11 protein-coding genes are annotated in these 12,384 nt (G+C 41.5%); 3 read left to right on the top strand and 8 right to left on the bottom strand.

The window, feature by feature from the left end:
- Window positions 1-131 precede the first annotated feature (131 nt).
- The 8 genes from H8796_RS18805 to H8796_RS18770 form a co-directional block, all read right to left on the bottom strand.
- Window positions 132-1,829, bottom strand: coding sequence for an alpha-amylase family protein (locus tag H8796_RS18805; protein ID WP_117937988.1), 1,698 nt, complete (start codon window positions 1,827-1,829; stop codon window positions 132-134).
- A gap of 53 nt (window positions 1,830-1,882) precedes the next feature.
- Window positions 1,883-2,689: a patatin-like phospholipase family protein gene (locus H8796_RS18800; protein WP_008998281.1), complete on the bottom strand. Its 807-nt coding sequence runs from the start codon at window positions 2,687-2,689 to the stop codon at window positions 1,883-1,885.
- 166 nt (window positions 2,690-2,855) lie between these two features.
- Window positions 2,856-4,400: a 4Fe-4S binding protein gene (locus H8796_RS18795; protein WP_117937953.1), complete on the bottom strand. Its 1,545-nt coding sequence runs from the start codon at window positions 4,398-4,400 to the stop codon at window positions 2,856-2,858.
- A 7-nt stretch (window positions 4,401-4,407) separates the two neighbouring features.
- Window positions 4,408-5,343 carry a DUF362 domain-containing protein gene (locus tag H8796_RS18790; RefSeq protein ID WP_004295850.1) on the bottom strand — a complete coding sequence of 312 codons (936 nt, stop codon included), beginning with the start codon at window positions 5,341-5,343 and terminating at the stop codon, window positions 4,408-4,410.
- 14 nt (window positions 5,344-5,357) lie between these two features.
- Window positions 5,358-5,867, bottom strand: a complete 510-nt coding sequence (locus H8796_RS18785; protein ID WP_117937955.1) for an ECF transporter S component — start codon at window positions 5,865-5,867, stop codon at window positions 5,358-5,360.
- 301 nt (window positions 5,868-6,168) lie between these two features.
- Complete coding sequence (locus tag H8796_RS18780) at window positions 6,169-6,597, bottom strand: MauE/DoxX family redox-associated membrane protein (RefSeq protein ID WP_117937957.1); 429 nt, start codon at window positions 6,595-6,597, stop codon at window positions 6,169-6,171.
- 173 nt (window positions 6,598-6,770) lie between these two features.
- The gene (locus H8796_RS18775; RefSeq protein WP_117937959.1) at window positions 6,771-7,481 is read right to left on the bottom strand and encodes a DUF169 domain-containing protein; all 711 of its coding nucleotides are present in this window, start codon (window positions 7,479-7,481) and stop codon (window positions 6,771-6,773) included.
- A 73-nt stretch (window positions 7,482-7,554) separates the two neighbouring features.
- On the bottom strand, window positions 7,555-8,442 hold the full coding sequence (locus H8796_RS18770; protein ID WP_117937961.1) for a polyphosphate kinase 2 family protein: 888 nt from the start codon (window positions 8,440-8,442) through the stop codon (window positions 7,555-7,557).
- 186 nt (window positions 8,443-8,628) lie between these two features.
- On the opposite strand from H8796_RS18770, the gene H8796_RS18765 reads away from it, so the two are divergent.
- The 3 genes from H8796_RS18765 to H8796_RS18755 all read left to right on the top strand — a co-directional run bounded on the left by H8796_RS18765 (window position 8,629) and on the right by H8796_RS18755 (window position 12,155).
- Window positions 8,629-9,432: a DUF4846 domain-containing protein gene (locus H8796_RS18765; protein WP_117937990.1), complete on the top strand. Its 804-nt coding sequence runs from the start codon at window positions 8,629-8,631 to the stop codon at window positions 9,430-9,432.
- A gap of 128 nt (window positions 9,433-9,560) precedes the next feature.
- Window positions 9,561-11,063 (top strand): glutamine synthetase family protein, encoded by a 1,503-nt coding sequence (locus H8796_RS18760; RefSeq protein ID WP_022200158.1) that lies wholly within the window; start codon window positions 9,561-9,563, stop codon window positions 11,061-11,063.
- Window positions 11,064-11,261: 198 nt separating this feature from the next.
- Entirely contained in the window at window positions 11,262-12,155 is an 894-nt protein-coding gene (locus tag H8796_RS18755; protein ID WP_117937963.1) for a DUF6268 family outer membrane beta-barrel protein, read from the top strand.
- The last annotated feature ends 229 nt before the right edge of the window (window positions 12,156-12,384 follow it).

Genomic DNA, 12,384 nt, shown 5'->3' with positions numbered 1-12,384 from the left:
GAGTTTAGAGGATTATTTATCTACCTAAACAGCCTTTGAGAATATTTGTTTGAGTGATGTGCATAAAATAATCCCCCGGTCATTCATAAGTGACCGAGGGATGAAGAGTGTACAGATCTTAGTCTTTTTATTTAAAAAGTAATCTTTAAAATCTTTCCGTTATAGCCTCCTACCGAAACATCCGTGGGTTTATAAGGTAATAGACTGATTTCTTCTTTAGCGCCCGTCATCAAATCAGTGGCCTGATAAGATTCCATTTGAGGAATCTGTAAAAAGTCGAAAGCATGTGAAGGCACATTGATAGCAACATCTACCAGTTGACTGTCGAAATTAATAATGAAAAACAGAATCTCATTTTTATATTTTCGCATAAAAGTATATTGTTTATGCTCATTGAAACGCCATCCGTTTATATTGGCATACATTAAATCAAAGAATACTCCCTTGCTGATTGCCTGCTCTTCATTACAAATCGTCAGTACTTTTTGGTAGATAGAGTAGAGGTGTTTATGCTCTTCAGTAAGCATCTTCCCGTCAAATTTACCTCCGTTGCGCCAGCGTCGTATGCTGTCTACACTCCAATAATCAAATATAGTAGTCCGTCCGTCCCTTCCGCTAAATCCTTCACTATCCATGCCCAGTTCTCCAAACTCCTGACCGAAGTAGATCATCATAGGATTAGTGTTCATACAGGCGGAAACGATCAGTGCGGGAATTCCTTTACGCGGGTTGCCGGCAAAGAAATCAGAAGCGATGCGTTGCTCGTCGTGATTCTCCAGGAAGTTGAGCATCTTTTTCTCTATTCCATTCAGACTTTGCCAGCAATGAGTGATAGCGGATGCAGATTCATATCCACAAGCTACATTGCGTAACGTGTCATATAGCCCTACCTTATCATACAGGTAATCAAACTTGCCGCGGAACAGATAGTTACGGTATTCACCTGGATTGTAAACCTCTGCGATGAAAAGTATTTCAGGATAAGCCTCTTTTACTTGAGGAATAGCCCATTCCCAGAATTCAACAGGAACCATTTCGGCCATGTCGCAACGGAAACCATCAATGTCTTTTGATGCCCAGAAAAGAAGAATGTCCAGCATCTTTATCCAAGTATCCGGAGTCGGGGAGAAGTGGCAAGTACCGCCATTCTGATAATCCACTCCATAGTTTAATTTCACTGTTTCATACCAGTCGGTGATATTGGGAGTAGCATCAAAACGATTGTTACCGGTAGCTTTCGCCGGGAATTCCCGGTAAGGCTCTGCTGCACCGTTTTTCATATCAAACTGGGCATGAAGTTCCGCTTGCGGAATATAATAGAAATTATTATATGGGCTGAAAGATTGGCTGGAGTCATCGTTAGCTCCCAATTCGGTCGTACCGTCCGGTTGTGCATCCGAGTGATATTGGCGTGCTACGTGATTAGGTACAAAATCAATAATTACTTTCAGACCTGTGCGATGTGTGCGATGTACCAGATTCTCAAATTCTTTCATACGTCCTTGCACATCGTTAGCCAAGTCAGGATCTACATCATAATAATCCTTGATAGCATAGGGAGAACCCGCTTTTCCTTTTACAACAGCAGGATGATCTGGTCTGATGTTATAACGGCGATAGTCCGTTTGAGTGGCATGTTCGATGATGCCTGTATACCATATATGCGTAGTACCCAGTTTCTTGATTTCACTAAGTGCTTTGAGAGTGAAATCAGCCATTTTCCCACAACCATTGGTGGCAATGTCTCCATTGTAGACACAGTGGTTATTGTTATTTCCAAACAGGCGGGTGAATACTTGGTAGATAATTATTTTATTTTCGTCATTCATATAGAGTAGATTATTAATATTCGTATTCATTCTTATTTCTGATGGATAGGAGGTTATTTCCATATTTTTCCCTTTTCTTCCAACAGTTGATTAAGTACTTCGTTAGCTGTATTATAGCCTTGCCCAAAGATTTCTTCTGCTTTTTCCAGTTCGGTGTTACTGTATCCGTATAGGTTGTATGGTTCGATTAATAAATCACATTTTTCTCTTTCGGGAAAGGTATTGGCGCGGAACATGAAATGAAATGAGCGCATAGCAATGCTTACAATATTCATTTTGTAATCCTGTGCCATGATGGGACTTACATTGACAGCTACCACTTTATCGCAAACCCTGCGCAGGGTAGAGACCGGAAGATTCATCATCAATCCTCCATCCACATAGTTAGTGCCTTCTATGTTGACCGGAGAAAACATGACAGGCATACAGCAGGAAGCGGCGACCCGTTCCGCTATGTTTCCCCGATGAAAGTGAACCATGCGACCATGATCGAGGTCAGTTGCTGTGATAATCAGGGGAAGTTGTAGTTCTTCCAGATTTTTTGCTTTTAAGTTAGTCCGGAGAAAATCAATAAATTCACAGAGGTCAAATAGCCCCTTCTTGGGAATCACCAATTTCGTTAAATCCTGGAATTTATGTCCGGAGAAATAATCAAGTACTTTGTGTGGCTCGTTGCCGTCCGCGTAAAAGACACCTGCAAGTGCCCCTGCACTTACTCCAGAGATGATTTCCGGTTTAATATCATGTTCCAGAAGAGCTTGCATGACTCCCAAATGGGCAAATCCTTTAATAAATCCTCCGCTTAGTGCATAGCCAATCTGATATTTCCGGCTATTCCAGTTATTTGTGAATACCTCCATGAATTGCTTTCTTTAGTTCGCCACGAATTTAGTGAATTTATTGAAAGTAGGAGGAATATAATGGATAGTTTTTTTTAAATCCATACCATCTGTCTTATTCACATTTGAAATAAACCGGCATAGAACATAAAACACGGATGGAAACTCTGCTCCGGCACCATGCCGGTCAGAATCCGAAATCGTCTATCTCAACTTTGTGCTCTTCGCTTTCTTTGAATGGTTTTGCTTCTTTTTGTACGGGATTTCCTTCGATATAGATGGCACGGAATGGACGGGCGGGGCAAACATATTCACATCCTCCACAACCTACACATATTTCTTTATTTACATGAGGAATTGTCAATCCATCCTTATACGGCACCATTGCCACAGCTTGTGTGGGGCAGTGTTCGGAGCAGGCTCCGCAACTGGTTCCATCAGTATAAACAATGCAATTTTCCTCGATGAAAACAACATATCCCATTTGTGTAAGATGTTTTTGCTCTACACTTATGGGAAGAATTGCTCCATTGGGACAGACATCTCCACAGACAGTACAGTCAAAGTTACAAAATCCTTTCTCAAAGCTAACAGTAGGTTGCATCATGCCTGCCAAGCCATATTCCATAAAAGCCGGTTTCAAGATATGAGAAGGGCATTTGCTGACACAAAGATGACAGGATGTGCATTGCTGTTGGAAGTGTTCCCGACTGATAGACCCCGGAGGAGTGATCGGATTCTCCTTTTTGTATGCCTTCTTACCTTCCAGGCTTGCTACAGATTCCTTGGCTTGGGAGATGAGTTTGGGGGTTGCTCCGGCAGTAACAAGACCGGCGACCAAAAAACGGCGTTTGGATGAATCCAAATCCGGTGATGATGGTGCAGGAGTTTCTACGTCAGACTGTTTTTTTAAAGAAGGGGCGTAAACTAATGCTTTTTGTTTGCATGCTCCCAAACAGTTGAAACAATCTACACAACGACTATAATCAATAGCGTGTTCTTTACTATTGATGCAAGCTGCTTTGCATTTGGTGGCACAAAGCCCGCATCCATTACATTTGGCAGTATCAATACGGACTTTGAATAATGAAAAGCGGCTCAATAACCCCAATATTGTTCCTACGGGACAAATCGTATTGCACCATGTCCGTCCATGTTTCCATGCCATTACAAAGATGACTGCAAGAGTAATAATAGCGATGAGAAGGGAAGAAATGCTCAAGATGGAGGTGTCTACCTGATAAAATGTATAATTGTCAAATCTGGCAAAGAGTGATTCCAGCAGATTATTCCCCAGCATATAGATAGGTTTGAATATATGCACTACTACACGTCCATACGCACTGTACGGATCGAGTAAACCAACAATAAATGTAAATCCACATAGAAACCCGACCACTGTCAGTCCGAGCACACCCCAGCGCAATTTGTTTTTTGCAGGACTGTAACTATATCTTTTTTTCTTTTTTCCCGTTGCTTTGGAAATTCGTGCAATCACATCCTGCAAGATACCCATAGGGCAGATTGTAGAACAATATACACGCCCGAATAAAAGCGTTAACACAATGAGAAGTAATAAGATACCTATGCTTAGTGAAAGGATGGCTGGAACAAACTGCAAATGTGCCAGCCGATGAAAACTGTTCGGTAATATTTCTGCGAAATCGAGAAAAAAGAAAGAAATCAGCACAAATAAAAATGCTGATATTCCAATACGTAGCCTTCTTAACATGGTTGTTTTACATCTTAATTCGCTTGACATTCAATTTGTCAATGTTCATGGTTCCTATTTTCAATGCTTCCCCATTGGCGAGATGTCCTACTGTATCCAGTGGCATCTCACGTACTTGATTGAAGAACTTGGCAGCAGCCGTATCCACGGCTACAATATCCGGTGAGATAAACAATCCTTTTGCCAGTACAACATCGGATGCAGAGCGTCCCCGGGGACCGTTTGTTTTCATGATCCGGTAGGCGTCTACTACGTTGAGTACAGCTTTCTTCTGTAATGTACAGATATCTGCGATGCATTGTTGCAAATCGTTCTGGTGGAAGAATCCGCGATCCCACACAATCCCCATGTGATTTTTCATGGAGATAGTCAGATTGGCACCTCCGTGATTCTTCAGAATAGGAACATTGATCCATACATCACAATCCAGAATCGCTTCGTGCACTTTGGCTTTCTTCATCTTTTTGCCTTTTGGCAGATCAATTGGTTTGTAATACGACTCCAGATGTGCCGGCATTACTTTGGCTCCGGCTTTTTTGGCAGCAGCTTCAATACCACTGTTTTTGTAGCATTTCTGCCAATCGTCACAAGTATGGTCGAACACGACCACTTCTTTAGCTCCGGCGGCAAAACATTGTCTGACGATTTCTTCAATCAGTTTCGGATTCGTATTTCCTGCCAGTTCCGGCACTTTATCCCAACCGATATTAGGTTTTACAACCACTTTCTGTCCCGGTTTCACGAATTGCTTCATACCCCCCAGTTCGCTTATGGCACGGCGGAACATCTCTTCGGGTTCTCCGCCCATAACGGCCACCAGATCAGGATTGCTTCCGTTTGCTTTATTGATTGTTTGAGTTAACACCTCCATAGCCTCCGAACGCTGTATAGTCAAGGCGGCTCCGGTGATAGCTACTGTTTTTAAAAAATCCCTTCTGTCCATCTTTCTATATTAGTTTAGAGTTTTGCAATTGCTTTCAGGAGGGCGTATCCGCCGAACCATTGCAGTAACATTCCCGGAATACCGATACGGAAGTCCTGTACTGCTTCGTAGAAACTTCCGACGATGGCCCATTCAAATGCAACGCCTATGACCTGATAAGTGAGTACGACACCAAGAATGGCCAGTAATGAAACCGATTTTATAGTACGTGCTGCAAGAGCTGAAGCTCCGGCGAGTAAGGACGATTTGATTAATAGGATGGGAAGTACCGCCTCCGAGGGCATGGCAAACAATAAATGATTGATGACTGGTGAAAGAATAGCAGTCAATAATCCTACAAGAAAACCATATTTATAAGCCGCAATCAGCGTGAAAAAATAAATAGGTAACAGGGTAGGACCACCATAAGGTATAAGATGGCATAATTGTGGAAGTGCAATGTTACCCGCTACGAACAGTAAGGCAAACAGGTAGGTTTTCACATTGCTGTGTTTCAGCGAATAGAGTTTGACGGATGTTTCCATTTTCGTTGATACTTTAATGTTGAATAGAACGATAATATATTAATAATAAGACTTTTCTCCTGATAAAAGGTTTAATCCTGCCGACATCTTTTTTTTAATCCGGCAGGAAAAGAATTCATCCCTCCGTAGATAACCATAGTTTCCCCGTAGCCAAACTGTTGTTCCCCCGCAGGGGAAACTATGGTTTGCCTACGGGGAAACAACAGTTGCCCTACGGGAAACCTTCAAAGACAAGCAGGGCGCCAGCGCGCAGGTTTTGATTTACGCTTTTCTGTTATACTTCCTGTTTTCACTTTATATATTATGAATATTCTTCCTGTTTTACCTTACTTTCTTTATAAAGTAAGAAAGCACACGCAGCAGCTGCAAATACACTATAATCGAATGGGGCTTTCACATTCAAGGAGAACGACATGGAGAATGCAAAAGTCAATAATAGAATGCCGCTAAGAAGAGCGACCCAACGTTTCTGGAAACCTATTAATAGCAATATACCGAGAATCGTTTCTGCTATGGTAGCCGTCCATGCCAATAATGGTATTAGCAATTTGGGGACCCATGGCAACAAAACTCCGGTATAAGCAGTAAAGCTTTCCATATTGCCCCAAACTACATTTTCGCTTCCCAACAAAGGAGTCCATAAACCTAAGCGGTCTGCAACTGCCGACAAGAATCCGATAGCAAGCGCAAGGCGCGCAAACAAGGATATATAATCTATTTTTTTAGTCATATTGGTTCGTATAACAAGGATTGATATTCAGAAAATATCTGTCTTGATAATGAATTGTCAGTATCAAGTGGCAGTTTCTTTCTATAACAACGAAAGAGAAGCCTTGTATGTTCGGAATAAGATACCTAATGTCCCGATAATTGTATAATGATATGCAATTTCGTTATGGGAAATTATCCGTTCATTCTTTCTTTAATCTTTCCCCATGCATGCGTGTCGAATAGACAACTTTGGCGCATCGTCTCATACATCTCTTTAAATCTGGACATAGGTATGGTATAGCTTAGTTTGTCAGCTTCGAAATGAGGGCGAACCGATGGGTCGAAGAAACCGAGGAAAGTGCGTTTGCCTCCTTTACGATTCTCTATCGTGGCTTGCGTCACTACAGCACTACAGCCGGAACCAAAGGTAGAAACGACGCAATCTTCTGCGTTATTATCATAAAAAGCCCAAGTGGTCAAGCCCGAAAGCATATCCGGATTTGCCAGAAATACGACACCTTCTATTTCTTCAAGGCTTTCTACCTTATCTATACGTGCAAAATGAAGATACTTGTTTTCTGTTCGGGGAACTCCGATTTGCTGTATAAAGTCGATGACCATTTCGGGAGTCTGTTTGTATTTCTCTTTGAGCGAAACGAAAGTCGGCACACGTTCCGGCATTTCGGTGAAGCCAGTATAGAATTTACCGCCGCCACAACCGATGTTTTCGGCATTCAGGCTGATAATACCACCATCTCTTACCGTCTTCATACCTTTGAAGAAGCAACCGTTTATCTTTTCTGTTTCTCCTTTTTGCTCGTCCGAGTACCAGAAAACAAGAGGCAATTCAGCATTTTCTCCGAATGCCTCTTTGAAATTTTGAATAAAAGTTTGGATGTCCATAAGCTTATCAATTTTAGTTCTGTATGTAGGTCTTTCTACAAAGTTAGAATAAAAAAGGATAAGCGCAAGTGATTTAAAAGTTAATGTTTGATACACTTTTCTTACACTCTTCTAGCTTTTCCAATCCCTCTTTCGACAGTTTGGGGTAATGTAAATCCAATTGCTGCATCCGGTCACAAATAATTCGTCCTACTGCGTAACGCATGAACCATTTATTATCGGCAGGGATTACATACCATGGAGCCAAGTCCGTCGATGTCTCCGTCAGTACATCGGCATAAGCATTCATATAGTCCTCCCAGAATTGACGCTCTTTGATGTCCGCCGAAGAGAATTTCCAGTTTTTAGATGCATCGTCCAGTCGCTCCATGAATCGATTTTTCTGTTCGGCTTTCGATACATTGAGAAAGAATTTCAGGACAATCGTTCCATTCTCCGTCAGATAGCGTTCAAAATCGTTGATCTGTCGATAACGACGCTTCCAGAAGTCGGGATCAATGTCATTTACGGTTTCGACACCTGGTAACTTGTTGGATAGAATAATTTCCGGATGCACTTTGGCAATCAGTACATCCTCGTAGTGCGAACGGTTGAAAATACCGATTCGTCCTCTTTCCGGGAGAGAGCGATTGATACGCCAGAGATAATCATGGTCCAGTTCTTCAGCAGACGGTTGTTTGAACGAATACACCTGGCATCCCTGTGGGTTAATGCCGGACATCACATGCTTGATAGTCCCGTCTTTTCCTGCAGCATCCATCGCCTGAAAGATAATCAGGATTGAATACCGGTCTTGTGCATAAAGCATACTTTGCAGCTCCGAAAGCTTCTCAATATCCTTTGCCAGTTGCTCTTTAGCGTCTTGTTTGGATAAATCGCCAGTGAATGACGAGTCAAAATCCGATACCGAATGTTTCTTTCCGGGCTTTGCCAGCAGGTCTTTTAGAATATCCTTTTTCATGTGACGGTAGTTTTAATAGTTCTATTCAAATAAAACAGTTGAGGCAGTCAATTGGTTTTTATAATCAGTATGTTTGAGTTTTTTCATGAGAAAGAGACTTTTCAATCGGGAGAAAAACAGACATTCATCTTCGTTTTCAATAATAATTACTTATATTTGTCCGGATATGGAATAAGAAAAACCGATATGAAGTATTTGTTAATATGTGCAGGCTTGCTTCTCATAGTCTTTCACTCATGGGGACAGGAGAGGCTTGCGGATAGAATCGCTCCTCCGTCAGGATATGTCAGAGAGACCTGCTCCGATAATTCGTTTACAACTTATTTGCGCAATTTGCCATTATTGCCTAAAGGCAGTAAAGTGTTACTTTACAATGGAAAAGAAAAAGCCAATCAGGCAGCCGCATTTGCAGTCGTAGATATGGAGATAGGCAATCGTGATTTGCAGCAGTGTGCCGATGCAGTGATACGCTTGCGGGCGGAATATCTGTGGAAACATAAACGGTATGCAGACATAAAATTCAACTTCACAAGTGGATTTACTGCCGAATATAAGAAATGGGCGGAGGGAAATCGAATAAAAGTCAATGGTAATCAGGTTCAATGGTATGCTTCGGGCAAGGGAGTGGATTATTCCTATAAAACTTTCCGTAACTATCTCGATATGGTTTTTATGTATGCCGGAACTGCCTCTTTATCTCGTGAACTCCCAGCTGTGCTTTATACTTCCTTGCAACCCGGGGATGTCTTTATTAAAGGCGGTTCACCCGGTCATGCTGTGATTGTTATGGATGTTGCCATTCATCCGAATACCGGGAAGAAAGTATTTCTCCTGGCACAAAGCTATATGCCTGCCCAACAGATTCATATCCTGGTCAATCCAACCAGCCGAAACCTTTCTCCTTGGTACGAGCTGACCGAAACGGATACTGGGAAACTATACACTCCGGAATGGATTTTTGAGAAGAAAGACCTGAAGCGTTTTAAATAGGATAATAGACATAAATGCAACATAGCAAAGAAATAATTAAATCTTTTCTTACTTGATTTTCCATCTTTTCCTTATCTTTGGCATTCAACAAACCGTTTTAATCATACAACAACGAAAAACAACCGATTATGAATTATGATTTATCAATGAATGCTAACCAGTTGGTGGCATTCCTTCAGAAACCAACTTCAGAGTTTACAAAAGCTGACATTATCTCATTTATCCAGCAAAAAGATATCCGCATGGTTAATTTTATGTATCCGGCGGGAGACGGGCGTCTGAAAACTCTGAACTTTGTCATCAACAATCAAGCTTATCTGGAAGCTATTCTCACATGTGGAGAACGGGTAGACGGTTCCAGCCTTTTCTCATTTATAGAAGCGGGCAGTAGTGACCTTTATGTGATTCCCCGTTTTTGCACAGCATTCGTTGATCCGTTTGCCGAGATTCCGACGCTGTCCATGCTTTGCTCTTTCTTCAATAAAGACGGTGAACCACTTGAAAGTGCACCAGAACATACCCTTTACAAAGCAAGCAAGACTTTTACAGAAGTTACTGGAATGGAATTTCAGGCAATGGGCGAATTGGAATATTATGTAATAGCTCCGGACACCGGTATGTTCCAGGCAACCGATCAACGTGGTTATCATGAATCGGGCCCTTATGCTAAATTCAATGAATTCCGTACCCAATGTATGTCTTACATCGCACAGACAGGCGGACAAATAAAGTATGGACACTCTGAAGTAGGTAATTTTACGCTGGATGGTTATATCTATGAGCAGAATGAAATAGAATTCCTGCCGGTTCCCGTATCGCAGGCAGCAGATCAATTAATGATTGCCAAATGGGTGATTCGTAACCTGGGATTTAGATATGGATACAATGTAACCTTTGCTCCAAAGATTACGGCAGGTAAAGCAGGTTCGGGCTTGCATGTCCACATGCGTATCATGAAAGACGGAAAGAACCAGATGCTGAAAGACGGTGTTTTGTCGGAAACAGCACGCAAAGCAATTGCCGGAATGATGGTGCTTGCTCCGTCAATTACTGCTTTTGGAAATACCAATCCTACTTCTTATTTTCGTCTCGTTCCTCATCAGGAAGCACCTACCAATGTTTGTTGGGGAGATCGTAACCGCTCTGTATTAGTGCGTGTACCTCTGGGATGGGCTGCAAAAACAGATATGTGTACATTGGCAAATCCGTTGGAAGCTGAAAGTCATTTTGACACCAGCCAGAAGCAGACTGTAGAAATGCGTTCTCCGGATGGTTCGGCAGATTTGTATCAACTGTTGGCTGGTTTGGCTGTTGCCTGCCGTCATGGTTTTGAGATTGAAAATGCGCTGGACATTGCTGAAAAAACTTATGTAAATGTGAATATCCATCAGAAAGAAAACGAAGATAAGCTGAAATCACTGGCGCAACTGCCGGATAGCTGTGAAGCTTCTGCCGATTGCCTGCAACAACAACGGGCAATCTTTGAACAATATAATGTATTCAGCCCGGCAATGATTGATGGTATCATCCGCAGACTTCGTGGTTATGAAGATAAAACATTGCGTGCGGATCTGGAAGGAAAGCCGATGGAGATGTTAGATCTCGTACATAAGTATTTCCATTGTGGATAATTAAAAAATGATATACGGATAAAAGACTATCTTCGGTTGAAAGATAGTCTTTTATTTTTTTATATAATACATTCAGACCAAATAGGCTACAAATTTACAGGTTTGGTCTACTTAATACCGGGTTTGGTCTACAAACTCTCTACGCAGATCGGTAAAACTCTACTTTTGTCTCATTCAAACCCTAAAACAGATAAAAGAATGAGGATTATTTTGTTAAGTGCGTTCGCCTTGTTTCTATTACTTCCTGAAAATATACAGGCACAGGTTAGTGTGAAAACCGGGTATATATCTTCTTCCCGATATAAAGATGAAAACGGACAGTATCCCGGGAAAGGGGATATGTGCTTTGTGGAAGGGAACGTCAATATTCCCGTATCACAGAAAATGAATGAAAGAAATCAGCCCACAATTTGGATGATTTCGGCAGGAGGAAGCTATACGGCAATGAATAATAAGAATCTTCAATCTTACATAGACATAGATCAAATCATAAATATGCAGTTGAGCGTAACCAATATTCGCCCTATCAGCAAAAAATGGCTCTTGTTGACGACAGTTGGTGCAGGTGTTTATACCTCTTCTGATGTAAAACTGAAGAATGTCCTGGGACAGGGAGGAGTTATTTTCATCCGGCAGTTCAAGTCCAATTTATCTCTTGGAGCCGGATTGGCTATAAATAACACGTTTGGTTATCCGATGGTATTTCCTGCTATTTATTTTGATTGGAGCACCGAAGGACGTTATCAGATTAAAGTTTCGATGCTGAATGCCATGGAAGTATCGGCAGGAATGAAAATGAATAAATATCTGAATCTAAGGTTAGTGGCAGAAATGAACGGGTCATTGGCATTGTTGGAAAGAGAAGGAAAAGATACTATGTTTTCCCAGCAATTCATTATTGTAGGTTTACAACCGGAAGTAAGTATGGGGAATTCTTTTTCAATCACTGCTACTGCCGGTGTGTCGTGTAGCAGAATAGCTTATTACACTACCCGCACTTTAAAGGCTTTCTTCGAAGATATGTCTAAAGATACTGATCCATATTTTAAACCGGCAATGTATGTTTCGGTGGGAATGAAGTATAAGTTCTAAAAAATGGTAACTTTATCGCCTGATGTCAGTTAAGATACTATTATATACGTTACTGAAGCAAATTGGGATATTTCTTGTAGTCTCCTTTTTAGTGTTCAGAGGCACTTTTGTCGAAAGCGATAGTTTAGGGCTAAATCTTTCTACGGGAGTTAGTCTTTTACTTTCTGTCATTCTATGGGGAATCATAAATCTGCATACTTACTGGTTAATTCCCGGTTATCTGTTTCAG

It is taken from the genome of Bacteroides sp. M10, assembly GCF_014334015.1.
In the GTDB taxonomy this organism is placed as follows: Bacteria; Bacteroidota; Bacteroidia; order Bacteroidales; family Bacteroidaceae; genus Bacteroides; species Bacteroides intestinigallinarum.
Note: the sequence above shows the minus strand (reverse complement) of the source record. Positions and strands in the feature narration are given on the sequence as shown.

Excerpts from the sequence above, each read along its gene's own strand:
- H8796_RS18805 (WP_117937988.1), bottom strand. The coding sequence starts at position 1,829 with ATGAATGACGAAAATAAAATAATTATCTACCAAGTATTCACCCGCCTG.
- H8796_RS18800 (WP_008998281.1), bottom strand. The coding sequence starts at position 2,689 with ATGGAGGTATTCACAAATAACTGGAATAGCCGGAAATATCAGATTGGC.
- H8796_RS18795 (WP_117937953.1), bottom strand. The coding sequence starts at position 4,400 with ATGTTAAGAAGGCTACGTATTGGAATATCAGCATTTTTATTTGTGCTG.
- H8796_RS18790 (WP_004295850.1), bottom strand. The coding sequence starts at position 5,343 with ATGGACAGAAGGGATTTTTTAAAAACAGTAGCTATCACCGGAGCCGCC.
- H8796_RS18785 (WP_117937955.1), bottom strand. The coding sequence starts at position 5,867 with ATGGAAACATCCGTCAAACTCTATTCGCTGAAACACAGCAATGTGAAA.
- H8796_RS18780 (WP_117937957.1), bottom strand. The coding sequence starts at position 6,597 with ATGACTAAAAAAATAGATTATATATCCTTGTTTGCGCGCCTTGCGCTT.
- H8796_RS18775 (WP_117937959.1), bottom strand. The coding sequence starts at position 7,481 with ATGGACATCCAAACTTTTATTCAAAATTTCAAAGAGGCATTCGGAGAA.
- H8796_RS18770 (WP_117937961.1), bottom strand. The coding sequence starts at position 8,442 with ATGAAAAAGGATATTCTAAAAGACCTGCTGGCAAAGCCCGGAAAGAAA.
- H8796_RS18765 (WP_117937990.1), top strand. The coding sequence starts at position 8,629 with ATGAAGTATTTGTTAATATGTGCAGGCTTGCTTCTCATAGTCTTTCAC.
- H8796_RS18760 (WP_022200158.1), top strand. The coding sequence starts at position 9,561 with ATGAATTATGATTTATCAATGAATGCTAACCAGTTGGTGGCATTCCTT.
- H8796_RS18755 (WP_117937963.1), top strand. The coding sequence starts at position 11,262 with ATGAGGATTATTTTGTTAAGTGCGTTCGCCTTGTTTCTATTACTTCCT.